Source organism: Pseudomonas sp. UBA7500 (assembly GCF_002478435.1).
GTDB classification, from domain to species: domain Bacteria; phylum Pseudomonadota; class Gammaproteobacteria; order Pseudomonadales; family Pseudomonadaceae; genus Aquipseudomonas; species Aquipseudomonas palmensis.
Window position 1 is genome coordinate 1 of the sequence record NZ_DLNW01000034.1, and the last position, 24,613, is coordinate 24,613.

Here is a 24,613-nt window from a genome sequence, read left to right on the forward strand (position 1 = left end):
GCGGGCTTGACCCGCGATGCAGTCGCCGCTACCTGTCAGGCGTCCGGCGCACAGCCCTTGAGCACCAGCCGGATGATGGTCTGCGCCGCCGCCTCATAGTCGCTGTCCTCGAGCTTGGCCTTGCCGGTGACCACCGAGATCTGCCAGTCGAAATCGGCATAGGTCTGGGTTGCAGCCCAGATGCTGAACATCAGGTGGTGCGGGTCGACCGGGGCGATCAGGCCGCGTTCGATCCAGCCCTGGATGCATTCGATGTTGTGCCGTGCCTGCACGTTGAGCTGCTCGACCTGGCTGGCGCTCAGGTGCGGCGCGCCGTGCATGATCTCGCTGGCGAACACCTTGGACGCGAAGGGCAGGTCGCGGGAGATGCGCACCTTGGAGCGGATGTAGGCACTGAGCACCTCTTGCGGCTCACCGTCGGCATTGAACGGGGTGGAGGCCTGCATGATCGGCTCGATGATGCTTTCGAGCACCTCGCGGTAGAGGTTTTCCTTGGATTTGAAGTAGTAGTAGACGTTGGGCTTGGGCAGGCCGGCCTTGGCCGCGATGTCGCTGGTCTTGGTGGCAGCGAAGCCCTTGTCGGCGAACTCCTCGCTGGCGGCCCGCAGGATCAGTTCTTTGTTGCGCTCGCGAATGGTGCTCATGGTGGCGCTGTTCCTTGTATCTGGCCGCGTGCGGCAACAGGCCTGGGCAGGCGGTTGCGCATGGTAGCACCGCGTTCGCGAAGCGCTCAAGGTCGCCCCTTTTGCCCATCGACAGGCTAAGCTTGGCGCCATCTCACCTCAATGGAACATGAATCATGGCTGCAAGCAGTTTGCTGGTACTGATCGACGATATCGCCACGGTACTCGACGATGTCTCGGTCATGACCAAGGTCGCGGCCAAGAAGACCGCCGGCGTACTGGGTGATGATCTGGCACTCAATGCCCAGCAGGTCACGGGTGTGCGCGCCGAGCGGGAACTGCCGGTGGTGTGGGCGGTGGCCAAGGGCTCGTTCCTGAACAAGCTGATCCTGGTGCCGGCTGCGTTGCTGATCAGCGCATTCATCCCGTGGGCGGTAACCCCGCTGCTGATGCTCGGCGGCGCTTACCTGTGCTTCGAGGGTTTCGAAAAGCTCGCGCACAGGTTTCTGCACAGCGCCGAGGAGGCCAAGGCCGGGCATGCGGCATTGACCGAGGCAGTGGCCAACCCGGCGGTCGACCTGGTGGCGTTCGAGAAAGACAAGATCAAGGGCGCGGTGCGTACCGACTTCATTCTCTCGGCCGAGATCATCGCCATCACGCTGGGCACCGTGGCCGATGCGCCCCTGCCCCAGCAGATCATCGTGCTGTCGGGCATCGCGATCGTGATGACGATCGGCGTGTACGGGCTGGTGGCGGGGATCGTCAAGCTGGATGACCTGGGCCTGTGGCTGACGCAAAAGGCCTCGCGTGCAGCCAAGGCCATCGGCAACGGCATTTTGAGTGCGGCGCCCTACATGATGAAAAGCCTGTCGGTGATCGGCACCGCGGCGATGTTCCTGGTAGGTGGCGGGATTCTGGTGCATGGCATCGCGCCGCTGCATCATGCCATCGAGGCCTTCGGCGAAGGGCGTGGCGGGGCGCTGACGACGGCCTTGCTCAATGCCGGCGTGGGCGTAGTGGCGGGGGCTGCGGTGCTGGCGGTGGTTGCGGTGGTGGGCAAGCTCTGGAAGGCCATCAAAGGCTGATCAAGAGCATCGCGGGTCAAGCCCGCTCCCACAAGGGCTGTGAAGTACCCTGTGGGAGCGGGCTTGACCCGCGATGGCCGCGCCGCTGACTCAGAAGTGCACTTTCACCAGCAGGCTCGCGGTGTTCTGGTCGGTATCGAAGGCGTCGCTGTCCTTGATACCGTACTTGTCTTTCCAGTAGTCGTATTCGAAACCGACGTACAGCTGTTTTTCGCCCAGGTTCAGGGCCTTGCCCAGGTCATACTTGATCTGCGGGTTGAAGTGCAGGTTGGAATGATAGGTGCCGCGACGCCGGGTTTCGTCGTTGTCCACCACCCAGTCCATGTAGCCGTCGATCAGGATGTCCGACTTGCCCACGGGAATGGTGTACGACCACACCGGGGTGATCTGCCATACGTTGTCACCGGCGCGGCTGCCCTCGGTGTGGCGCTGGTAGAAGTTGAGCTGGAAGTAGTCGAAGCCGGGGATGGCCAGGTCGAAGCCTGGGCCGATCAGGTACGACTCGTTGTCTCCCTCGCCAAACTCGTAGGTCATGGCCAGCAGCACATCCTTGACCGGGCCGAACTCCAGTTTCTGGTCGAAGATCTTGCCGAACGACAGGCGCGGGGTGAACTCGCCGTAGTAGGTGTTCGGGCCGACGTTGCCGTCCTTCTTGCCGTTGTAGAAGATCTTGTCGATGAACAGGAAGTTGTCGCCGTACTTCCAGGCATCGGCGTGCTCGAAAGTGAAGGTCTGCTGGATCTGCGGGTTGACCGCAAAGTCCTTGCCGTAGAGGTAGGTCAGGCTGTTGTTCTGCCACTGCAGCAGGTCACCGGCGGTGGCGGTACTTGCCGCCAGCAGGCCGCCTGCAAGCATCAGGCTGTTGGTAATGCGCATTGCGTGCTCCCTTGATTGATTCGGCACTCTGTGTCGGCGCCGTTCTGGTTCAACGTGTTGTCTTTTTGGTCAGCTTTTTTCGATCGGCCACAGCGCGTTCGCAAGAGCTGAGCCAACCTTGGCGGGTTGGCGCAACGGGCCTGCTCGACGTCTTTCTGAACAGTTGAACAAGGGGCGTGAGGCTGGCAATACGCTTACCAACCGCCCGAATTCATTGACTGAGCGGTCAGTAAACGCAGGTAGGAGGGGTCCTACCCTGAGCGAGGGGGCGCGCAGATTACTGGCTTGCGCGCCGTCCCTCAAGTGCTCCGTTATGGAGCGTGTGCGACAAAAACTGTGCGTTCGATCAGGTTTTAGAAGTGAACCTTGATCAGCGCACTGGTCACGCTCTGGTTGGTCTTGAGGCGATCGCTGTCCTCGATGCCGTATTTGTCCTTCCAGTAGCTGTATTCGATACCCACGTACAGCTGCTTGGCGCCGATGTTCAGCGCCTTGCCCAGGTCGTACTTGACCTGCGGGTTGAAGTGCAGGTTGGCGTGGTAGGTGCCGCGACGGCTTTCGTCGTTGTCCACCACCCAGTCCATGTAGCCATCGATCAGCAGGTCGGACCGGCCCATGGGGATGGTGTAGGAGAACGCCGGGGTGATCTGCCACACGCGATCACCCGGGCGGCTGCCTTCGGTGTTGCGCTGGTAGAAGTTGAGGGTGAAGTAGTTGAAGCCGGGGATGGCCAGGTCGAAGCCCGGGCCGATCAGGTAGGCCTCGTTGTCGCCTTCACCGGTTTCGTAGGTCATGGCCAGCAGCACGTCCTTGATCGGGCCGAACTCCAGCTTCTGGTCGAAGATCTTGCCGAACGACAGGCGCGGGCTGATCTCGCTGTAGTAGGTGTTCTTGCCCTTGTTACGGTCTTGGCCGCCGTTGTAGAAGATCTTGTCGACGAACAGGAAGTTGTCGCCGTACTTCCATTTGTTGGCGTGCTCGAAAGTCACCGTCTGCTGGATCCGCGGGTTGACCTGAAAGTCCTTGCCGTACAGATACGTCAGGCTGTTGGTGTGCCAGAGCAGCAGGTCCTCCGCTACCGCAGGAAGCGTGGCCAGCAAGCTGCTGCCCAGCAAGAGGGAAGAGGTGATGCGTTTCATGTGGTTATTCCCGGCTATTGTTATTGTTGGATTGCGGTTTTTTCGGCGCAAACGCGCCCCGAGCGGCCCACTCCCAGGGGCCGACGGTACTGCGTGGTGCTCGGGTTGACCGGGGCGGCAGGCGCCGCCCCGTGTATCAGTGCTGGTGCACGGCGTCGTTGTGCGCGGCGCGTTCGGCGCCGCCCAATACGTTGAATAGCAGGTTCAGTACCAGGGCACTGACGGTGGCCATGGCGATGCCGCTGTGGGTGATCGGCTCCATCCATTGCGGCATCTGCGCGAAGAACTCCGGACGTACCACCGGGATCAGCCCCATGCCGACGCTGACGGCCACCAGCAACTGGTTGCGCCGGTCGCCGATGTCGGCCTCCTGCAGGATCTTGATGCCGGTGGCCGCGACCATGCCGAACATGGCGATGGAGGCGCCGCCCAGTACCGCCGGCGGGATCGAGGCAATCAGGAATGCCGCCTTGGGCAGCAGGCTGAGCACGATCAGGAACAGCCCGGCCACCACGGTCACGTAGCGGCAGCGCACGCCGGTCATCTGGACCAGGCCGATGTTCTGTGCGAACGAGGAGTGGGTGAAGGTGTTGAAAAAGCCTGCCACGAACGAGGCGCCGGCGTCCCAGAACAGGCCGCGACGCAGCATGCCCGGGGTCACTTCACGCTCGGTGACCTTGCCCAGCGCCAGGAACATGCCGGTGGACTCGACGAAGATGATCACCACCACCAGGCACATCGACAGGATCGGCGCCAGGCTGAAGGTGGGCATGCCGAAATGCAGCGGGGTGACCACCTGTACCCAGGGGGCCTGGGCCAGGCCGCTGAGGTCGACCATGCCGATGGCGCCGGCAATGATGTAGCCCAGGCCCATGCCGATCAGTACCGACACGTTCACCCAGAAGCCACGCATGAAGCGATTGATCAGCAGGATGGTGGTCAGCACCAGGCCGGCCACGGCCAGGTAGATCGGCGAGCCGAACGGCGCGGCCGCCGCGCCGCCGCCGGCCCAGTTGACGGCGACCGGGAACAGCGACAGGCCGATGGAGGTAATCACCGTGCCGGTGACCAGTGGCGGGAAAAACCTCACTACCTTGGACATGAACGGGGCGATCAGCATGCCGAAGAAGCCGGCGGCGATGGTCGCGCCGAAAATCCCCTGCAGGCCCACGCCGGGCATGCCGGCCATGGCCACCATGCTGCCGACGGCGGCGAAGCTGGCGCCCATCATCACCGGCATGCGGATGCCCAGTGCGCCAATGCCGAGCGACTGGACCACGGTGGCGACACCGGCGACCAGCAGATCGGCATTGATCAGGAATGCGATTTCTTCACGAGAGAGCCCGGCGGCCTGCCCGATGATCAGCGGCACCGCAATGGCACCTCCGTACATCAGCAGAACATGTTGCAAACCCACCAGGATCAGTTGCAGCAGGGGCAGTGGCTGTCGTGGCGGCGCAACGGGGATGTACGCCTTGCGTGACTCGGACATGCAGCACCTCAGGTTTTGTTTTTATTCTGGGTAGCTGCAGGCTCAGGCGCCCTGCTTGCGAAGAAGCAGGAGGCCGCGCCTGGCTTGCAGCTTGTAGCTTGCCGCTTGAAGCATGTATCAGTTGGTTGGCGCACCCTTGGCGATCCATGCACCAATCAGTTCACGTTCCTGCTGGGTCATCTGGGTGATGTTGCCCAGGGGCATGATCTGGCTGGCGACGGCCTGTGCCTGGATGCGTGGGGCCAGTTGCTGGATCTGTTGCGGGGTATCGAGCATCACGCCGGCCGGGGCGGCACTGAACAGCGGGCTGGTCGGCTTGGCCGAATGGCACACGGTGCAGCGTTCCTGGATGACGCTGTGGATCTTGTCGAAGTTGCCGCTGTCCGCCGCAGCGGTGGCAGTGGCGGGCGCTTCGGCCGGGGTGGCGGCAGGTGCCGGGTTGGCAGCCTGTTCGGCGGCTTTCTCGGCAGCGGTCTTGCCACCCAGTGCGGTTTCCGGCAGCGGCTGGTACTGGACCTTGGCAGCGGCCTGCTCAGGGGCGGTCGGCATCGGCTTGGGGCCGGTGACGTAGGCCAGGCAGATCATCGCCAGGGCGCCGACGGGCAGGGTCCAGGCGTACTTGGCGCTGTCGTGGCGGGTGTTGAAGTAGTGACGCACCAGCACCGCTGCAATCGCGATCCCGGCCAGGATCAGCCAGTTGTACTGGCTGCCGTAGGTGCTCGGGAAGTGGTTGCTGATCATGATGAACAGCACCGGCAGGGTGAAGTAGTTGTTGTGGCGCGAACGCAGCAGGCCCTTGGCCGGCAGGGTCGGGTCGGGGGTTTCGTTCTTCTCGATGGCGGCGACCAGTGCACGCTGGGCCGGCATGATGATGCGGAACACGTTGCCGACCATGATGGTGCCGATGATCGCGCCGGTGTGCAGGTACGCACCACGGCCGCTGAACACCTGGCTGAAGCCGTAGCAGGCCGCAATGATCAGCACGAACAGCACCAGGCCGAGCAGGCCGGGGCGCTTGCCCAGGGGCGAGTCGCACAGCACGTCGTAGATGAACCAGCCGGCGATCAGCGAACCGACGCCGATGGCGATGCCTTCACCACCGCTCAGGGTGCTGCCGGGGGCCAGCAGGTAGACGCTGGGGTTCCAGTAGAACACCAGGCACAGCAGGGCAATACCCGACATCCAGGTGAAGTAGGCTTCCCATTTGAACCAGTGCAGGTTCTCCGGCATTTTCGGCGGGGCCAGCTTGTACTTTTCCAGGTGGTAGATACCGCCACCGTGAATCGCCCAGAGGTCGCCCGACAGACCGTCGCGCGGGTTGGCCCGGTTGAGGTTGTTCTCCAGCCATACGAAGTAGAACGACGCGCCGATCCAGGCCACGCCAGTGATCATGTGAACCCAGCGCACGCTCAGGTTCAGCCATTCCAACAGATGTGCTTCCACAGTCTTTACCTCTTGCCGGTCACCGCAGGCCAGTGACCGACCTTCTCTTATTGGTGGGGTGCGAGGATCAGTTGCTCATCCTCATTGAAGAAATGTTCGTCGCAGTTGTTGCCGGAACCGCTGCGATCAACCACCAGGAAGTCATCCCGCTTTTCGATCGTCAGCACCGGGTGGTGCCAGACGCCGCGATGGTAATTGATGCCCTGCCTGCCATTACTGACAAAGGCGCGGACAAGACCCGATACAGGTACATCGCCAACGGGCGCGACCACGATCAGAAAGGGATTGCCGAGCAGCGGGATGAAGGCCTGGCTGCCCAGCGGATGGCGCTCCAGCATGCGCACGGTCAGCGGCATGTCCTGCGCGTCGGCGCGGAAGATGCTGATGATGGCGGAGTCCTCGGGCTGGGCGGTTTCTACCGTGGCCAGCTTGTGGAAGCGCATGGTCGAACCGTTGTTGATCATGAAGTGGTCGCTGCCGTCGGTTTCGATCACGTCACCGAAAGGGGCGAAGGCTTCTTTGGTCAGGGGCTCAATCACTAAAGTGCGCATGCGGGTGTTCTCTAATTATGTGTTGTCGGGGCTTTGGCGATTGCCGGCAGGCCAGTGCCTGCCAAGGCGCGCCGGTTACAGCTGCTGCAGGCGGAACAGGGCGATCAGGTTGATCTGCGCCAGGGCTTCCTTGAACTCGGCCTCGACCGAGTTGTGGATGCGTTTCTCGAACGAGGCGAGGATCTGGTGCCGGTTGCTGCCTTTTACCGCCATGATGAACGGGAACTGGAACCTGGCCTTGTAGGCGTCGTTGAGTTCGGTGAAACGGGCGAACTCTTCGGCGGTGCACTGGTGGATGCCGGCGCCAGCCTGTTCGTTGGTGCTCGATTCGGTCAGTTCGCCCTGGACGGCGGCTTTGCCGGCCAGGTCCGGGTGAGCATTGATCAGGGCCAGCTGGCTGGCGTGATCGGCGCTGAGCAGGATGTCGCTCATGCGCTGGTGCAGGGCTTCGATCTGGTCCAGCTCGTGCAGTTGGCCCAGGTCGTAGGCTTTTTCGGCGACCCACGGCGAGTGCTCGTAGATGTCGGCGAAGGCGGCGACGAACGCGGCACGGTCCAGGGTCGAAGGCTTGAGGGTCTTGAAGTCGGTCATTTGGCGCTCTCGGCTTGGAAAGGGTGGGTGGCATGCCAGTGGCGGGCGATGTCCACGCGCCGGGCGAACCACACCTGCTCATGGCTCTTGGCGTACTCCACGAAGCGCTTGAGCGCGGCGATGCGTGCCGGGCGGCCGATCAGGCGGCAGTGCAGGCCGATCGAGAGCATCTTCGGCGCCTCGGCACCTTCGGCGTAGAGCACGTCGAAGGCGTCCTTGAGGTACTGGAAGAACTGCTCGCCACAATTGAAGCCCTGCACCTGGGTGAAGCGCATGTCGTTGGTGTCCAGGGTGTAGGGGATCACCAGGTGCGGCTTGCCGGTGGGGTTGTTGGGTTCCCAGTAGGGCAGGTCGTCGTCGTAGGTGTCGCTGTCGTAGAGGAAGCCGCCTTCCTCCATCACCAGGCGGCGGGTGTTGGGCCCGGTACGGCCGGTGTACCAGCCCAGCGGGCGCTCGCCGGTGAGGTCGGTGAGAATGCGGATGGCCTCGAGCATGTGCTCGCGCTCCTGGTTCTCGTCCATGTACTGGTAGTCGATCCAGCGGTAGCCGTGGCTGCAGATCTCATGGCCGGCGGCGACCATGGCGCGGATCACGTCGGGGTGGCGCTGGGCGGCCATGGCCACGGCAAACACGGTGAGCGGCACGCCGGTGTCTTCGAACAGCTTGAGCAGGCGCCACACACCGGCGCGGCTGCCATACTCGTAAAGCGATTCCATGCTCATGTTGCGGGCGCCCTGCAGGGGCTGCGCCGAGACCATCTCGGAAAGGAAGGCTTCGGATTCCTTGTCCCCGTGAAGAATGTTGCGTTCGCCACCTTCTTCATAGTTGAGCACGAAAGACAAAGCGATGCGGGCATTCCCCGGCCAGCGCGGATGGGGTGGGTTGTTGCCGTAACCGATCAGGTCGCGAGGATAATCAGCGCTCACTGCAGCCTTCCTTCTTGTACGTGAAAACGGGGGTGTGGTGTCTGAGTCAGGTCATCGGCCACAACGATGGAGTGATTGTATACAACTTTATTGACGATTTGTAAGCCTGTTTTTTCGCATTTCTTCCGCCATTCGCCCTTGAAAAAGGTTGCAAGAAACCTGCCTGATTGGTCAGTAAATGACGATAGCGTCCGCCAGGCACGCGGCTTTGCGACTGATGGCGTATTTACAGGCCACGCTCGGCAGGCTAACAAAATCGTCGAATTTATTGTGTACAATTTTAGCTGAAAATGTCTTAATAATCCGACAGCCGCACGCTGCCCTGCTTCATCCCGGTGCCGTGCGGGTATTTTTTGCCCATAGATTGAAACGAGGCGCACGCAATGGGACGTTTGACCACGCATGTACTGGATGCCGCACATGGCTGCCCTGGCAGCTCGATCAAGGTCGAGCTGTACCGGGTCGAAGGCCAGCAGCTTGAGCTGGTGAACACGGCGCTGACCAACAGCGATGGCCGTTGCGATGCGCCACTGCTGCAGGGTGAGGATTACCGCAGCGGTGTGTACCAGCTGCAGTTCAGTGCCGGTGACTATTATCGTGCCCGTGGTGTGCAGTTGCCGGAGCCGGCGTTCCTGGATGTGGTGGTGCTGCGTTTCGGCATCAGCGCCGAGCAGGATCACTACCACGTGCCGTTGCTGATCTCGCCGTACAGTTACTCGACCTATCGCGGAAGCTAGTTGGTCGCTAGATGAATCTTCGTAGGTCCTTGCCCGCTCTCACTGGCGGGCTTTTTTTTGCCTCGGATTCGAGGGCGTGCCTGCAGGGCTGTTCGCTGGCAGAGCGGCACAGGCAACAAAAAGCCCCGCCCGAAGGCGAGGCTCCTTGAACCGACGCAGTGCTTACAGGAACACGAACTTGGCCACAAAGATCGCACACAGCACCCACAGGCTCGCCGAGATCTCCCTGTAGCGCCCGGTGCCGGCCTTGAGCACCACATAGGTGATGAAGCCCAGCGCAATGCCGTCCGCCACCGAGAATGTCAGCGGCATCATGATCGCCGTGACGATCGCCGGAATGCTGTCGGTGGCTTCATCCCAGTTGATGTGAGCCATGCTGCCCATCATCAGCATCGCCACATAGATCAGTGCGCCGGCGGTGGCATACGCCGGGATCATGCCCGCCAGCGGCGCAAAGAACATCGCCGCGACGAACAGCAGGCCGACCACCACGGCCGTGAGCCCCGTGCGCCCGCCGGCCGCCACACCTGCAGCACTTTCCACGTAGCTGGTTACCGGCGGCACACCCACCACTGCACCGAACACGCTCGATGCACTGTCGGCCTTGAGCGCCCGCGACAGGTTTTCGATGCGCCCCTCGGCGTTCACCAGGTTGGCGCGCTGGGCCACGCCCATCAAAGTGCCGGCGGTGTCGAACATGTGCACGAACAGAAATGCCAGTACCACGCTGATCATGCTGACGTTGAACACGCCCGCCACGTCCATGGCCATCCAGGTAGGCGCCAGGCTCGGCGGCAGCGAGAACACGCCGCCATATTCCACCAGGCCCAGGGCCCAGCCGGCCAGTGTCACGGCGATGATGCTGATCAGGATCGCGCCGAACACCCGGCGGTAGCTGAGCACGGCAATCATCAGGAAGCACGCCGCCGCCAGCAGCGGGCCAGGCTCGTGCAGCGAGCCGAGCTTGATCAGGGTGGCTGAGCTGGCGACGATGATGCCGGCCGTCTTCAGCCCGATCACCCCGAGAAACAGCCCCACACCCGCGCCCATGGCGTGGCGCAGGCTCAGCGGGATGCTGTTGAGCAGCCATTCGCGCACCCGCGACAGCGTCAGCAGCATGAACAGCACACCCGATACGAACACCGCACCCAGCGCGGCCTCCCAGGTGTAGCCCATGGTGCCGACCACGGTGTAGGTGAAAAAGGCGTTCAGCCCCATGCCGGGTGCCAGGCCCACCGGCCAGTTGGCATACAGGCCCATCAGCAGGCAGCCGAGCGCCGCCGCGATGCAGGTGGCCACGAACGCGGCGCCGTGGTCGATGCCTGCGTCGGCCATGATGTTGGGGTTGACGAAAATGATGTAGGCCATGGTGATGAAGGTGGTTACACCCGCGATCAGTTCGGTCCTGACAGTGGTGCCGTGCAGCTTGAGTTTGAAAATCCGCTCCAGCCAGCTCGTTTCGAGCGGTGGGGCAAGATCCAGCGTAGGGGCTTGGGGTTTGCGGCTTTCCACAGCGTGTACTCCTCACGTCTTTTCTTGTTGTTCAGAGCTTGTCCTGCGCGTTGACTGGGGGCTCTGCGAGGGGGAGGGCATGGCGACCGGACCTGTTGTTGACCTGTGGGTCAGGAAGTTGCACGGCTGGATTATGCGTTTGTATACAAATAATGCAAATAATGTTTTTGTCGGTGTGTGCAGGTAAATTGTCGCCACGGCTATAACGTGATGGCACTCTGCAGAAATCGCCAAGCCTGTGTACAATGCGTCAATACCATGAACGTCTAATTTTCTATCCAGGACTTGCCATCGCCCTACTGGCTGGTATTACAGTCAGGGTCCGATAGGTGGATCTCCGTGCTCGAGCGCCCATGAACGAACAGCTGCAACCCCTCAAGAAACCCACGCGCACCGGCAAGGCCGGTCGTAGCGGCACCCAGGACGATATCGTTTACGCGCACATATTCGAGGCAATCCTCGAACAACGCCTGGCGCCGGGTACCAAGTTGAGTGAGGAAGCCCTGGGCGAGATCTTCGGCGTCAGCCGCACCATCATCCGGCGTGCGCTGTCGCGCCTGGCCCACGAAAGCGTGGTGCTGCTGCGCCCCAATCGCGGTGCGGTAGTGGCCAGCCCGACCGTCGAAGAGGCGCGTCAGGTGTTCTTTTCGCGGCGCATGGTCGAGCGTGCCATCACCGAACTTGCAGTGGAGCACGCCACCGCCGAGCAGTTGAACGAACTGCGCCAGATGGTGCGCGACGAGCGCGACAGCTTCTCGCGCGGCGACCGGGGTGCCGGCATTCGCCTGTCTGGCGAGTTTCACCTCAAGCTGGCGGAAGCGGCGGGCAATGCACCGCTGATCAGCTTCCAGCGCAGCCTGGTATCGCAGACCTCGCTGATCATTGCCCAGTACGAAAGCGGCAACCGCTCGCACTGCTCGTATGACGAGCACATGCAACTGATCGACGCCATCGAGGCGCGTGATGCGGCCCAGGCGGTGAGCCTGATGATGCACCACATGGACCACATCGACAGCAAGCTCAACCTCGACGAGGAGAGTGCGTCGGATGACCTGCACGCGGTGTTCTCGCACCTGCTGCAAACCAAGAAGCGCGGCAGTTCGGTGCCGGCCAAGGGCTGATACTGCGTCGCCTGCAATCGCGGGTCGAGCCCGCTCCCACAGGATTGTCTCGGTCCTTGTGGGAGCGGGCTTGACCCGCGATGCTTTCAGGGCTGCTGGCACTTGAGCCAACCTCTGCTAGATTTCTATCTGTTGCACTCCCGCAAACCTTCATCAAGCAGTTGGGCTTGCGCTTCAGGCGTACCACTTCTTGAGGACTGACTGATGTCGATGCCCATGAGCAAACGCATGGGAGCTGAATTGATAGGGACGTTCTGGTTGGTGTTGGGGGGGTGTGGCAGCGCGGTACTGGCTGCGTCTTTTCCGATCGGCATTGGCCTGGTCGGTGTCTCCATGGCCTTCGGGCTGACTGTGCTGACCATGGCATTCGCCATCGGTCATATCTCCGGTTGTCACCTCAACCCTGCGGTATCGCTGGGCCTGGTCGTGGGCGGGCGGTTTCCGCTCAAGGACCTGGTGCCGTACGTGATCGCCCAGGTGGTGGGCGCCATCCTGGCTGCCGGCGTGATCTACCTCATCGCCAGCGGCAAGGCCGGCTTCGAGCTGTCGAACGGGCTTGCCTCGAACGGCTATGGCGAGCATTCGCCGGGGCAGTACTCGCTGGGGGCAGGTTTTGTCAGCGAGGTGGTGATGACCGCGATGTTCATTCTGATCATCATGGGCGCCACCGATTCGCGGGCGCCGGCCGGCTTTGCGCCGATCGCCATCGGGCTGGCGCTGACGCTGATCCACCTGGTGTCGATACCGGTTACCAACACGTCGGTGAACCCGGCACGCAGCACCGGGCCGGCGCTGTTCGTCGGTGGCTGGGCGCTGCATCAGCTGTGGCTGTTCTGGGTGGCGCCGCTGATCGGGGCAGTGATCGGCGGCGCGTTGTACCGCGGCCTGTTTCGAACGCCTTAGCGCTGGTGCACGCTGCGCCCGGCGGCAAAGGTTTCGCGAATGGTACGGTCGTCGCCCAGGGTGGTCAGCACGAACAGGGTCTCCTCGATGCTGCCGGACTGCTGGAGACGGTAGTCCAGCAGCGGGGTGGCCTTGTAGTCGAGCACGATGAAGTCGGCGTCGCTGCCCGGTTGCAGGGTGCCGATGCGCTCCTCCAGGTTCAAAGCCCGAGCACCGCCCAGGGTGGCCAGGTACAGCGACTTGAACGGGCTCAGGCGTGCGCCCTGCAACTGCATGACCTTGTAGGCTTCGTTCAGGGTGTACAGCAGCGAGAAGCTGGTGCCGGCGCCCACGTCGGTGCCCAGGCCGACCTTGACCTTGTGCTGCTCGGCCTGGGGCAGGTTGAACAGGCCGCTGCCCAGGAACAGGTTGGAGGTCGGGCAGAACGCCACGGCCGAACCGGTCTCGGCCAGGCGCTGGCACTCGGCATCGCACAGGTGAACGGCGTGGGCGAACACCGAGCGCTCGCCCAGCAGTTCGAAATGATCGTACACATCCAGGTAGCCGCTGCGCTCGGGGAACAGCGCCTTGACCCACTCGATCTCCTTGAGGTTTTCGCTCAGGTGGGTGTGCAGGTACAGGTCCGGGAACTCCTTGAGCAACTGGCCGGCCAGGGCCAGCTGTTGCGGGGTGCTGGTGGGCGCAAAGCGCGGGGTCACCGCATAGTGCAGGCGGCCCTTGCCGTGCCAGCGCTGGATCAGCGCCTTGCTGTCGGCGTAGCCCGACTCGGCGGTGTCGGTCAGGTAGTCGGGGGCGTTGCGGTCCATCATCACCTTGCCGGCGATCAGGCGCAGGTCCAGGCGCTCGGCTTCCTCGAACAGGGCGTTGACCGAGGCAGGGTGCACGCTGCCGAACACCAGCGCCGAGGTGGTGCCGTTGCGCAGCAGCTCCTTGAGGAACAGCTTGGCCACCTTGTCGGCGTGAGCCTTGTCTTCGAACTGGCGCTCGCACGGGAAGGTGTAGGTGTTCAGCCAGTCCAGCAACTGCTCGCCGTAGGAGCCGATCATGCCGGTCTGCGGGAAGTGGATATGGGTATCGATGAACCCCGGGGTGATCAAGGCGTCCTGGTAGTGCACCACTTCGATGTCGGCGTCCAGGCCTGGCAGCAGTTCGCTGGCGTGGCCGATGGCGCTGATCTTGCCCTGGTCGATGACCAGCAGGCCGTCTTCGAAATATTCATACGATGCTTCGACGCCCACCTCGGCAGGGTCGGCGAGGCTGTGCAGCAGGGCGGCACGGTAGGCTTTGCGGGTTGCGCTCATGTGGCTCTCGTCAAATGGCTTGGCTGCGCCGTGACGGCGGCAGCAGTTTGGCAATGGGTTGGGTGGTGGCCGAGCCGGTATGCTGGCCGAAGTTCGCGTTGTAGGTGGCGATGATTTCGGCGGCGATGGACACGGCGATCTCGATCGGCAGCTTGCCCTTGACCTCGGCCAGGCCCATCGGGCAGCGCATGCGTGCCAGGCTGTCGGCGGCAAAGCCGCGCTCGCGCAGGCGGTGCTCGAACTTCACGCGCTTGGTCCTGGAGCCGATCAGGCCGAACCAGGTGAAATCGTTGCGCTTGAGGATCGCGGCGGTCAGTTCCAGGTCCAGTTGATGATTGTGGGTCATGACGATGCAATAGCTGCCGGCGGGCAGTTCATCGACCTCGTCGACCGGTTCCTCGCTGACGACCTTGCTCACCCCCGTGGGGATGATGTCGGGGAATTCCTGCTCGCGCGAATCGATCCAGCGTACCCGGCAGGGCAGCGCGGCGAGCAAGGGTACCAGAGCGCGGCCGACATGGCCTGCGCCGAATACCGCGATCTGCGCCTGCACGCCGCCCATGGGCTCGAACAGCAGCACGGTGGCGCCGCCGCAGCACTGGCCAAGGCTGGCGCCGAGGCTGAAGCGCTCCAGGTGGGTGGTTTCGCGGCCTTCGGCAAGCATCTGCCGGGCGATGTGCATGGCCTTGTATTCCAAGTGCCCGCCGCCGATGGTGTCGAACAGCTGGGTCGCGCTGACGACCATCTTCGAGCCGGCATTGCGTGGGGTGGAGCCCAGCTCTTCGATGATGGTCACCAGCACGCAGGGTTCGCCCCGGGTGTGCAGGTCGGACAGGGCGTTGATCCAGGTGTGCATAGTCGGTTGCCTCTTCAGTGCCTGATCGGGCCTCTTCGCCGGCAAGGCCGGCTCCTACAGCAATCGCGCCCTGTAGGAGCCGGCCTTGCCGGCGAAAGGCGCACTACGGTGTAACGGTTTCCACCTCGGCAGCCGCCTGCCGGCCCGCCACCACCTTGCGCATCTGTTCGCAGCCCCACAGCACCCGCTCGGGGGTGGCCGGGGCATCGATCTGCGGTTGCTCGCGATAATCCGCCAGGCTGGCCACTGCATCCTTGATCGCGCACCACGGCGCGATCCCCAGCATGAACGGCGGCTCGCCCACCGCCTTGGAATGGAACACCGTGTCCTCGGGGTTCTTGCGGTTCTCCACCAGCTTTACCCGCAGGTCCACCGGCATGTCCGCCACCGCCGGGATCTTGTAGCTGGCCGGGCCGCTGGTCATCAGCTTGCCCTTGGCGTTCCACACCAGTTCCTCGGTGGTCAGCCACCCCATGCCCTGGATGAACCCGCCCTCCACCTGGCCAATGTCGATGGCCGGGTTCAGCGAGGCGCCCACGTCATGCAGGATGTCGGTGCGCAACATCTTGTACTCGCCGGTCAGGGTGTCGACGATCACCTCGGCGCACGCCGCGCCGAAGGCGAAGTAGTAGAACGGGCGCCCGCGCGCCTGGCTGCGGTCGTAGTAGATCTTCGGGGTCTTGTAGAAGCCGGTGCTCGACAGCGACACCTGGGCAAAGTAGGCCTGCTGCACCAGGCTCTCGAAGGTGAGGATTTCATCGCGCACGCGCACGTGCCCGTTGCGAAACTCGACGTCTTCTTCACTGACCTTGTACTGGCGCGCGGCAAACTCCATCAGGCGCTGCTTGAGGATTTCGGCCGCGTTCTGCGCCGCCTTGCCGTTCAGGTCGGCGCCGCTGGAGGCCGCCGTGGGCGAGGTGTTGGGCACCTTGTCGGTGTTGGTGGCGGTGATCTGTATGCGGCTGAAGTCCACCTGGAACACTTCGGCCACCACCTGGGCCACCTTGGTGTTCAGGCCCTGGCCCATCTCGGTGCCGCCGTGGTTGAGGTGGATGCTGCCATCGGTGTAGATGTGCACCAGCGCACCGGCCTGGTTGAGAAAGCTGGCGGTGAACGAGATGCCGAACTTCACCGGGGTCAGCGCCAGGCCCTTTTTCAGCACCGGGCTGTTGGCGTTGAAGCGGCGGATCGACTCGCGGCGCTGCTGGTAGTCGCTGCTGGCTTCGAGCTCGGCAGTGATCTCCTCGAGCATGTTGTGCTCGACCGTCTGGTAGTAGTGGGTGACGTTGCGCTCGGTCTTGCCGTAGTAGTTGGCCTTGCGTACCGCCAGCGGGTCTAGTGCCAGGTGGCGGGCGATGCGGTCCATCACCTCTTCGATGGCAACCATGCCCTGCGGGCCGCCAAAGCCGCGGTAGGCGGTATTGGACGCGGTGTTGGTCTTGCAGCGGTGGCCGTTGATGGTGGCGTCGCCCAGGTAGTAGGCGTTGTCGGAGTGGAACATCGCACGGTCGACGATCGAGGCCGACAGGTCCGGCGAGCAGCCGCAGTTGCCGGCCAGTTCCAGGTTGATGCCATGCAGGCGGCCGCTGTCGTCGAACCCCACGTCGTATTCGATATAGAAGGGGTGGCGCTTGCCGGTCATCAGCATGTCCTCGACCCTTGGCAGGCGCATCTTGGTCGGCTGACCGGTCAGGCGTGCGATCACCGCGCACAGGCAGGCGGGGCTGGCGGCCTGGGTTTCCTTGCCGCCGAAGCCGCCGCCCATGCGACGCATGTCCACCACGACCTTGTTCATCGGCACGTCCAGCACTTCGGCCACCAGCTTCTGCACCTCGGTGGGGTTCTGCGTGGAGCAGTACACGATCATGCCGCCATCCTCGGTGGGCATCACCGAGGAGATCTGGGTTTCGAGGTAGAAGTGCTCCTGGCCGCCGATATGCAGGGTGCCCTGTACCCGATGCGGGGCGCTGGCCAGCGCGGTGACCGAATCGCCGCGCTGGTGGGTGTGGCTGTCGAGCACGAAATGCTTCTTGCGCAGGGCCTGAACCACATCCAGCACCGGCTCCAGGTCTTCGTATTCGATGATTGCGGCCATCGCTGCGCGGCGGGCGGTGTCCAGGTCGCAGGCGGCCACGGCCAGCACCGGCTGGCCGACGAACTCGACGGTGTCGATGGCCAGCAGCGGGTCGCCCGGCAGCAGCGGGCCGATGTCCTTCAGGCCCGGGATGTCTTCGTGGGTGATGGCGATGCGCACGCCTTCGATGGCGTAGCACGGGCGGGTGTCGATGCTCAGCACCCGTGCATGGGCGCGGTCCGACAAGCGAGCGTACACATGCAACTGGTTGGGGAATTCGAGGCGGTCATCGATATACACCGCCTCGCCGGACACATGCTTGTCGGCGCTGTCGTGCTTGATGCTGCGCCCGACGCCACTGGTCAGGCCCTGGGCGAACAGCTCGGCCAGTTCGGCCTGGCTCCTGGCCACGTGAGGATGGTTAGACATAGGCGGTCACCCGAGTTTCGATGTGCGGCGTGTGCAGTTCGATGAAGTACTTGCGCAGCAGGTTCTGCGCGCCGAGCAGGCGGTATTCCTTGCTGGCCCTGAAGTCCGACAGCGGGGTGAAGTCTTCGCCCAGCGCCTGGCAGGCGCGCTCGATGCCGGCCTGGTTGAACGGCTTGCCGAGCAGGGCGGCTTCACAGGCGCGGGCGCGCTTGGGGATGGCGGCCATGCCGCCGAAGGCGATACGGGCCTCGGCCACCACGCCGTTGTCGATGCGCAGGTTGAAGGCGGCGCACACCGCCGAAATGTCGTCGTCCAGTCGCTTGGACACCTTGTAGGCCCGGAATGCCCAGGCCAGGTTGGCCCGCGGCACGATGATCTTCTCGATGAACTCGCTTTCCTGGCGTGCGGTGATGCGGTAGTCGATGAAATAGTCTTCCAGCGCCAGGGTGCGTGTCTCCTGACCCCGGCGCAGCACGATCTGCGCACCCAGGGCGATCAGCAGGGGCGGCGAATCGCCGATCGGCGAGGCGTTGCCGATGTTGCCGCCCAGGGTGCCCTGATTGCGGATCTGCAGCGAGGCGAAGCGGTGCAGCAGTTCGCCGAAGTCGGGGTATTCACGGCTCAGCGCGTCATAGCAGTCGGTGAGTGGCGTGGCGGCGCCGATTTCCAGGCGATCGTCAAAGGCCTCGACCCGCTTCATCTCGGCGACGTTGCCCACGTAGATCATCACCGGCAGGGTCTTGTGGAACTGCGTGACCTCCAGCGCCAGGTCGGTGCCGCCGGCCAGCAGGCGGGCTTCGGGGTGCGAGCCGTACAGCTCGGCCAGGTCGGCCACGGTCAGCGGCACCAGGCAGCGCTTGTCGCCGCTGTTGAGTTCGCCGGTTTCCTTGGGCGCAATCGCCTGGAGCCGGGCGATGGTCTGTGCCTGGGCGCTGTCGAACTGGTCGGGGGCGGCCTGGCAGCAGGCCTGCTCGGCGGCTGCCAGGATCGGCCGGTAGCCGGTGCAGCGGCACAGGTTGCCGGCCAGGGCCTCCTGGGCGCGGTGCAGGTCGGGGGCGTCGCTGTTCTTCTGCAGGGCGAACAGCGACATCACGAAGCCCGGGGTACAGAAGCCGCATTGCGAGCCATGGCAGTCGACCATGGCCTGCTGCACGCTGTGCAGCTTGCCCTGGTGCTTGAGCCCTTCGACGCTGATCAGCTGCTTGCCATGCAGCGACGAGACGAACGTCAGGCATGAATTGAGGCTGCGATAACGCAGGTGCTGCCGGCCGTGTTCATCTGCAGCCAGTTCACCGACCACGACGGTGCAGGCGCCGCAATCGCCGCTCGCGCAGCCTTCCTTGGTACCGGGTTTGCCCAGGTGCTCGCGCAGGTACTCGAGCACCGTCAGGTTGGGGTCCAGGGCATGCTCACTGCGCAGCTCCTGGTTGAGTAGAAACTGGATCACGGAAGGCCTCACAAGCGAATTATTGTTGTTGAGTGGACGGGGTCGACTGTAGGCAGACTTGACTTGCCGGTCAACTGCTTTCTGACTTCAAGGTCAGCTTTTTGTGCGTGCTGATCCTGTCATCCTCGATAGCCTCTGTATTCAGCATAGAACCGGGGCCGGGTTGACGATTGTTTTGCTTCAATCGTGCCAACTGCGTGCCTGTGCCGCTGCGCGAGGTGCAGGCAAGTGCGCTACAATCGGCGCTTGTGCACAGTTCAATGATTTTGAAGGAAAACCATGACGTTCAAGGCGCCGGACAGCCTCTCCGAGCAAATTGCCCATTACCTGGCCGAGCGGATCATCCGCGGTGAGCTCAAACCTGCCGAGCGCATCCAGGAACAGAAGGTCACCCAGGCGCTCAATGTCAGCCGTGGCTCGGTGCGCGAGGCACTGCTGATACTCGAGCGCCGGCACCTGGTGACCATCCTGCCGCGCCGTGGCGCGCAGGTTACGGCGCTCAACGAGCACAACGTGCGCAGCCTCTGCACCCTGATGAGCGAGCTGTACATCCTGCTGGGCAATGCCGTGGCCAGCGCGCCGCGCAGCGAAGCCGAACTTGCACCGTTTCTGGTCATCCAGCAGCGTCTGCACGCCGCCAGTGCGCGCCAGGACATCAAGGCCTTCGTCGAAGAGAGCTTCGCGGTGATGCGCGCCGCGTACCCGTTCGCCAACAACCCCTACCTGCAGGAAACCGTCGAGAACCTGCAGCCGGCCATGAGCCGCACCTATTACCTGGCGCTGGACCAGCGCAAGGCCAACATGAACGACTTCCTGGTGCTGTTCGCCCAACTGCTAGAAGCGGTGGTGGGTGGCGACCTGCCGCGTATCCGCGAGGTGCTGACGCAGTACTGCGAGCGCAGTTGCACGCTGGTGCTGTCCTCGCTGGTTGCTGGCTGAGCATGCGCCTCAAGTGCATTCGCCTGGCGGGGTTCAAGTCGTTCGTCGACCCGACTACCGTCAACTTCCCCAGCAACATGGCGGCCGTGGTCGGCCCCAATGGCTGCGGCAAGTCCAACATCATCGATGCGGTGCGCTGGGTGATGGGCGAAAGCTCGGCGAAAAACCTGCGTGGCGAGTCGATGACCGACGTCATCTTCAACGGCTCCACCAGCCGCAAGCCGGTCAGCCAGGCCAGTATCGAACTGGTGTTCGACAACAGTGACAACACCCTGGTGGGCGAGTATGCCGCCTATGCCGAGATCTCGATCCGGCGCAAGGTGACCCGCGACGCGCAGAACACCTATTACCTCAACGGCACCAAGTGCCGTCGGCGCGACATCACCGATATCTTCCTGGGTACCGGCCTGGGCCCGCGCAGCTATTCGATCATCGAGCAGGGCATGATCTCCAAGCTGATCGAGGCCAAGCCCGAAGAGTTGCGCAACTTCATCGAAGAGGCCGCCGGCATCTCCAAGTACAAGGAGCGCCGCCGCGAAACCGAAAACCGCATCCGCCGCACCCACGAGAACCTGGAGCGCCTGACCGACCTGCGCGAAGAGCTGGAACGTCAGCTCGAACGCCTGCACCGCCAGGCCCAGGCAGCGGAGAAGTACAAGGAATACAAGGCCGAGGAGCGTCAGCTCAAGGCCCAGCTGGCGGCCCTGCGTTGGCGTGCGCTGAACGATCAGGTGGGCCAGCGCGAGGCGATCATCGGCGACCAGGAAGTGGCCTTCGAGGCCCTGGTGGCCGAGCAGCGCAATGCCGATGCGAGCATCGAGCGCCTGCGCGACGGTCACCACGACCTGTCGGAGCGTTTCAACCTGGTCCAGGGGCGCTTCTATTCGGTAGGCGGCGACATCGCCCGGGTCGAGCAGAACATCCAGCACGGCCAGCAGCGCCTGCGTCAGTTGCAGGATGACTTCAAGGAAGCCGAACGCGCGCGTCTGGAAACCGAATCGCACCTGGGCCACGACCGTACCTTGCTGGCGACCCTGGGCGAAGAGCTGGAGATGATCGAGCCCGAGCAGGAACTGTCGCTGGCGGCAGCCGAGGAGGCCGCCGCGACCCTTGAGGAAGCCGAGACCACCATGCATGGCTGGCAGGAGCAGTGGGACAGCTTCAACACCCGCTCCGCCGAGCCGCGCCGCCAGGCCGAGGTGCAGCAGTCGCGCATCCAGCAGCTGGAGCAGAGCCTGGAGCGCGTCTCGGAGCGCCAGCGCAAGCTGGGCGAAGAACGCGACCAGTTGAGCGCCGACCCTGAAGATGCGGCCATCCTGGAACTCAACGAACAACTGGCCAGCAGCGAATTGCTGCTCGAAGACCTGCACCTGGAAGAACAGCAGGTGATCGAGCGCCTCGACGCGCTGCGCGAGCAGTTGCAGCAGGCCGCCCAGGCGCAGCAGCAGGCCCAGGGTGAACTGCAGCGCCTGGGTGGCCGGCTGGCATCGCTCGAAGCCTTGCAGCAGGCCGCGCTGGACCCAGGCAGCGGTACCCTCGACTGGTTGCGCGCGCAGGGCCTGGAGCAACGCCCACGCCTGGCTGAAGGCCTGCGCGTGGAGCCGGGTTGGGAGCTGGCGGTGGAAACCGTGCTGGGCGCCGACCTGCACGCGGTACTGGTGGACGACCTGGCCGGGCTCGACCTGACGGGCTTCGAGCAGGGCGAGTTGCGTCTGCTGGAGGCCGCCGGCACCGGCAAGTGCCTTGCCGGCAGCCTGCTGGACAAAGTACAGGGCGGCGTTGACCTGGCCCTCTGGCTGGGCCAGGTCAAGCCGGTCGAGAGCCTCGAGCAGGCATTGAGCCTGCGCGGCCAGCTGGCCGACGGCCAAAGCCTGATCAGCCGCGACGGCTACTGGGTGGGGCGCCACTTTCTGCGGGTCAGCCGTGGCAACGATGCCCAGGGCGGCGTGCTGGCCCGTGGGCAGGAGCTTGAGCTGCTGGGCCTGGAGCGTCTGGAGCAGGAAGCTGCCCTGGAGCAGCTCGAAGAGCAGTTGCTGGCCCTGCGTGAACAGCAGCGCGTGATGGAAGACAGCCGTGAACAACTGCGTCGTCGCACCCAGGAAGAAGCCCGCCAGCAAGGTGAGCTCAAGGCCCGTCTGTCGGCCGGCAAGGCCCGCGCCGAGCAGCTGACGTTGCGCCGCCGGCGCCTTGAAGAAGAGCTGGCCGAGCTGCTGGAACAGCGCGCCATCGAACACGAAAGCCTGGGTGAGTCGCGCCTGCACCTGCAGGAAGCCCTCGACCTGATGGCCCACGACACCGAACAGCGCGAGGCCTTGCTGGCCCAGCGCGACAACCTGCGCGAACGCCTCGACCGCGTGCGCCAGGAAGCCCGCCAGCACAAGGACCACGCCCATCAGTTGGCGGTGCGCCTGGGCTCGCTGCGTGCCCAGCACGACTCCACGCGCCAGGCCCTCGAGCGCCTGGAGCTGCAGTCGGAGCGCCTGAACGAAAAACGTGAACAACTGAGCCTGAACCTGGAGGAGGGCGAGGCGCCCCTCGAAGAGCTGCGCATGATGCTTGAGGCGCTGCTGGAAAAGCGCATGAGTGTCGACGAGGAAATGCGTCAGGCGCGCCTGCACATGGACGAGGCCGACCGCGAACTGCGCGAGGCCGAAAAGCGTCGTACCCAGGCCGAACAGCAATCCCAGCTGCTGCGCGGTCAGCTCGAACAGCACCGCATGGAATGGCAGGGGCTGAGTGTGCGGCGCAAGGCCCTGCAGGAACAGTTGCAGGCTGACGGCTATGATCTGGAAGGCGTGTTGGCGACCTTGCTGGCCGAGGCCAGCGAGCAGGAGGCTGAACTTGAGCTGGAGCGCATCGATGCGCGCATCCAGCGCCTGGGCGCGATCAACCTGGCGGCCATCGACGAGTACCAGCAGCAGTCCGAGCGCAAGCGCTACCTCGACGCCCAGGATGCCGACCTGGTCGAGGCCCTCGATACCCTGGAAAACGTGATTCGCAAGATCGACAAGGAAACACGCAACCGCTTCAAGGATACCTTTGATCAGATAAATGCCGGATTACAGGCACTTTTCCCAAAAGTTTTCGGTGGTGGCAGCGCTTATCTGGAACTGACGGGCGAAGATCTACTCGATACAGGGGTAACGATCATGGCGCGCCCGCCGGGCAAGAAGAACAGCACCATCCATCTGCTCTCGGGCGGCGAGAAGGCGCTGACGGCCCTGGCCCTGGTGTTTGCCATCTTCAAGTTGAACCCGGCACCGTTCTGCATGCTCGACGAAGTCGATGCGCCGCTGGACGATGCCAACGTCGGACGCTATGCGCGCCTGGTCAAGGAGATGAGCCAGACCGTGCAGTTCATCTATATCACCCACAACAAGATCGCCATGGAAATGGCCGATCAACTGATGGGGGTGACCATGCACGAGCCCGGTTGCTCACGGCTGGTGGCGGTGGACGTGGAGGAGGCGATGGCCATGGTCGACGCCTGAAAAACGGATATAACGCACGAACTTGCAGCAAATGCCCCTGTCAGTTGCGACAGACGGTGTAAAGTTATCTTTGGTCGTGCTAGCTTAATGTAAATTTTTCTATGCGTGGGTAAAACGCCTGTCAGAACATAGAGTTGGCGCCACGTTTTAAAGGGGTTTAAACCCTTTATTTTTCAGCATTTTTCACAGAGGCACGGGATTACATGGAAATCGGTCTGCGCGAGTGGCTGATCGTCATCGGCATCATAGTCATTGCCGGTATTCTTTTTGACGGCTGGCGTCGCATGCGCGGCGGCAAGGGCAAGTTGAAATTCCGTCTGGACCGCAGCTTCTCCAACCTGCCGGACGAAGAGACCAGCGCCGAAGTGCTGGGCCCGCCGCGGGTGCTTGACGACCACAAGGAGCCCCAGCTCGACGAGCACGACCTGCCGTCGATGACGGCTGCGCGCGAGCAGCGCGAGCCGAAGGTGGGCAAGGGGTCCAAGCGCGCCAAACGTACCAGCGAGCCGCAGCAGGGCGACCTGAACCTGGCGGCCGAGCCACGCGAGCCTGACCTGTTCGGCAATGCCGACGACGACTTCCCGGACGAAAGCCCCAAGAGCACCGGCTTCGGTGCCAGCGAAGGCAAGGACCTGCCGCCGGTCGAGGAAGTGCTGGTGATCAGCGTGATTGCCCGCGACGAGAGCGGCTTCAAGGGCCCTGCGCTGCTGCAGAACATCCTGGAAAGCGGCCTGCGCTTTGGCGAGATGGACATCTTCCACCGTCACGAAAGCATGGCCGGCAATGGCGAAGTGCTGTTCTCCATGGCCAACGCGGTCAAGCCTGGGGTGTTCGACCTGGACGACATCGACCATTTCAGCACCCGTGCGGTCAGCTTCTTCCTTGGCCTGCCGGGCCCGCGCCATCCCAAGCAGGCGTTCGACGTGATGGTGGCGGCGGCGCGCAAGCTGGCCCATGAACTGAACGGCGAGCTCAAGGATGACCAGCGCAGCGTGATGACCGCGCAGACCATCGAACACTACCGCCAGCGCATCGTCGAATTCGAGCGCCGCGCCCTGACCCAGAAACGCTGACAGG

The 24,613-nt window shown here is 63.5% G+C and carries 20 protein-coding genes; 7 read left to right on the forward strand and 13 right to left on the reverse strand.

Features of this window, described 5'->3' with window-relative positions:
• Window positions 1–35: 35 nt before the first annotated feature.
• Window positions 36–644: a TetR/AcrR family transcriptional regulator gene (locus B4I46_RS15200; RefSeq protein WP_043862341.1), complete on the reverse strand. Its 609-nt coding sequence runs from the start codon at window positions 642–644 to the stop codon at window positions 36–38.
• Between the two features lie 155 nt (window positions 645–799).
• Between B4I46_RS15200 and B4I46_RS15205 the strand changes: the two genes are divergently transcribed.
• Window positions 800–1,708, forward strand: coding sequence for a DUF808 domain-containing protein (locus B4I46_RS15205; RefSeq protein ID WP_286900826.1), 909 nt, complete (start codon window positions 800–802; stop codon window positions 1,706–1,708).
• Window positions 1,709–1,798: 90 nt separating this feature from the next.
• On the opposite strand, the gene B4I46_RS15210 is transcribed toward B4I46_RS15205, so the two are convergent.
• The 7 genes from B4I46_RS15210 to puuE all read right to left on the reverse strand — a co-directional run bounded on the left by B4I46_RS15210 (window position 1,799) and on the right by puuE (window position 8,726).
• Entirely contained in the window at window positions 1,799–2,584 is a 786-nt protein-coding gene (locus tag B4I46_RS15210) for an outer membrane protein OmpK (protein ID WP_088515618.1), read from the reverse strand.
• Window positions 2,585–2,937: 353 nt separating this feature from the next.
• Window positions 2,938–3,723, reverse strand: coding sequence for an outer membrane protein OmpK (locus B4I46_RS15215; RefSeq protein ID WP_043862345.1), 786 nt, complete (start codon window positions 3,721–3,723; stop codon window positions 2,938–2,940).
• Window positions 3,724–3,859: 136 nt separating this feature from the next.
• The gene (locus B4I46_RS15220) at window positions 3,860–5,215 is read right to left on the reverse strand and encodes a nucleobase:cation symporter-2 family protein (protein ID WP_043862346.1); all 1,356 of its coding nucleotides are present in this window, start codon (window positions 5,213–5,215) and stop codon (window positions 3,860–3,862) included.
• A 117-nt stretch (window positions 5,216–5,332) separates the two neighbouring features.
• Entirely contained in the window at window positions 5,333–6,658 is a 1,326-nt protein-coding gene (locus B4I46_RS15225) for a urate hydroxylase PuuD (protein ID WP_043862347.1), read from the reverse strand.
• A 47-nt stretch (window positions 6,659–6,705) separates the two neighbouring features.
• The gene (locus B4I46_RS15230; RefSeq protein ID WP_043862348.1) at window positions 6,706–7,209 is read right to left on the reverse strand and encodes an ureidoglycolate lyase; all 504 of its coding nucleotides are present in this window, start codon (window positions 7,207–7,209) and stop codon (window positions 6,706–6,708) included.
• A gap of 75 nt (window positions 7,210–7,284) precedes the next feature.
• Entirely contained in the window at window positions 7,285–7,800 is a 516-nt protein-coding gene (gene uraD / locus B4I46_RS15235; RefSeq protein ID WP_043862349.1) for a 2-oxo-4-hydroxy-4-carboxy-5-ureidoimidazoline decarboxylase, read from the reverse strand.
• Complete coding sequence (puuE, locus tag B4I46_RS15240) at window positions 7,797–8,726, reverse strand: allantoinase PuuE (protein WP_043862350.1); 930 nt, start codon at window positions 8,724–8,726, stop codon at window positions 7,797–7,799. The genes uraD and puuE overlap by 4 nt, the downstream gene beginning before the upstream one ends.
• Window positions 8,727–9,109: 383 nt before the next feature.
• Between puuE and uraH the strand changes: the two genes are divergently transcribed.
• On the forward strand, window positions 9,110–9,463 hold the full coding sequence (uraH, locus tag B4I46_RS15245; RefSeq protein WP_043862351.1) for a hydroxyisourate hydrolase: 354 nt from the start codon (window positions 9,110–9,112) through the stop codon (window positions 9,461–9,463).
• Window positions 9,464–9,625: 162 nt separating this feature from the next.
• On the opposite strand, the gene B4I46_RS15250 is transcribed toward uraH, so the two are convergent.
• Window positions 9,626–10,975, reverse strand: a complete 1,350-nt coding sequence (locus tag B4I46_RS15250) for an NCS2 family permease (RefSeq protein WP_376787207.1) — start codon at window positions 10,973–10,975, stop codon at window positions 9,626–9,628.
• A 353-nt stretch (window positions 10,976–11,328) separates the two neighbouring features.
• Here B4I46_RS15250 and B4I46_RS15255 point away from each other — a divergent pair, with 353 nt between their 5' ends.
• Both B4I46_RS15255 and aqpZ read left to right on the forward strand, forming a co-directional pair.
• Window positions 11,329–12,096, forward strand: a complete 768-nt coding sequence (locus tag B4I46_RS15255; protein WP_043862353.1) for a GntR family transcriptional regulator — start codon at window positions 11,329–11,331, stop codon at window positions 12,094–12,096.
• 204 nt (window positions 12,097–12,300) lie between these two features.
• The gene (gene aqpZ, locus B4I46_RS15260) at window positions 12,301–12,999 is read left to right on the forward strand and encodes an aquaporin Z (RefSeq protein WP_054915596.1); all 699 of its coding nucleotides are present in this window, start codon (window positions 12,301–12,303) and stop codon (window positions 12,997–12,999) included.
• Here aqpZ and guaD read toward each other — a convergent pair.
• The 4 genes from guaD to xdhA form a co-directional block, all read right to left on the reverse strand.
• Complete coding sequence (guaD, locus tag B4I46_RS15265) at window positions 12,996–14,300, reverse strand: guanine deaminase (RefSeq protein ID WP_058542039.1); 1,305 nt, start codon at window positions 14,298–14,300, stop codon at window positions 12,996–12,998. The two genes, aqpZ and guaD, sit on opposite strands and share 4 nt — an antisense overlap.
• 10 nt (window positions 14,301–14,310) lie before the next feature.
• A complete protein-coding gene (gene xdhC / locus B4I46_RS15270) occupies window positions 14,311–15,156 on the reverse strand; it encodes a xanthine dehydrogenase accessory protein XdhC (protein ID WP_043862356.1) in 846 nt (281 codons plus the stop codon).
• Between the two features lie 103 nt (window positions 15,157–15,259).
• Window positions 15,260–17,659, reverse strand: a complete 2,400-nt coding sequence (xdhB, locus tag B4I46_RS15275) for a xanthine dehydrogenase molybdopterin binding subunit (protein ID WP_286900837.1) — start codon at window positions 17,657–17,659, stop codon at window positions 15,260–15,262.
• Entirely contained in the window at window positions 17,652–19,106 is a 1,455-nt protein-coding gene (gene xdhA / locus B4I46_RS15280; RefSeq protein ID WP_286900839.1) for a xanthine dehydrogenase small subunit, read from the reverse strand. The genes xdhB and xdhA overlap by 8 nt, the downstream gene beginning before the upstream one ends.
• 279 nt (window positions 19,107–19,385) lie before the next feature.
• Between xdhA and B4I46_RS15285 the strand changes: the two genes are divergently transcribed.
• From B4I46_RS15285 to zipA, 3 genes are all read left to right on the forward strand, one after another.
• Complete coding sequence (locus B4I46_RS15285; RefSeq protein ID WP_043862359.1) at window positions 19,386–20,045, forward strand: GntR family transcriptional regulator; 660 nt, start codon at window positions 19,386–19,388, stop codon at window positions 20,043–20,045.
• Window positions 20,046–20,047: 2 nt separating this feature from the next.
• Entirely contained in the window at window positions 20,048–23,536 is a 3,489-nt protein-coding gene (gene smc / locus B4I46_RS15290) for a chromosome segregation protein SMC (protein ID WP_286900842.1), read from the forward strand.
• Between the two features lie 203 nt (window positions 23,537–23,739).
• Entirely contained in the window at window positions 23,740–24,609 is an 870-nt protein-coding gene (gene zipA / locus B4I46_RS15295; protein WP_043862361.1) for a cell division protein ZipA, read from the forward strand.
• The last annotated feature ends 4 nt before the right edge of the window (window positions 24,610–24,613 follow it).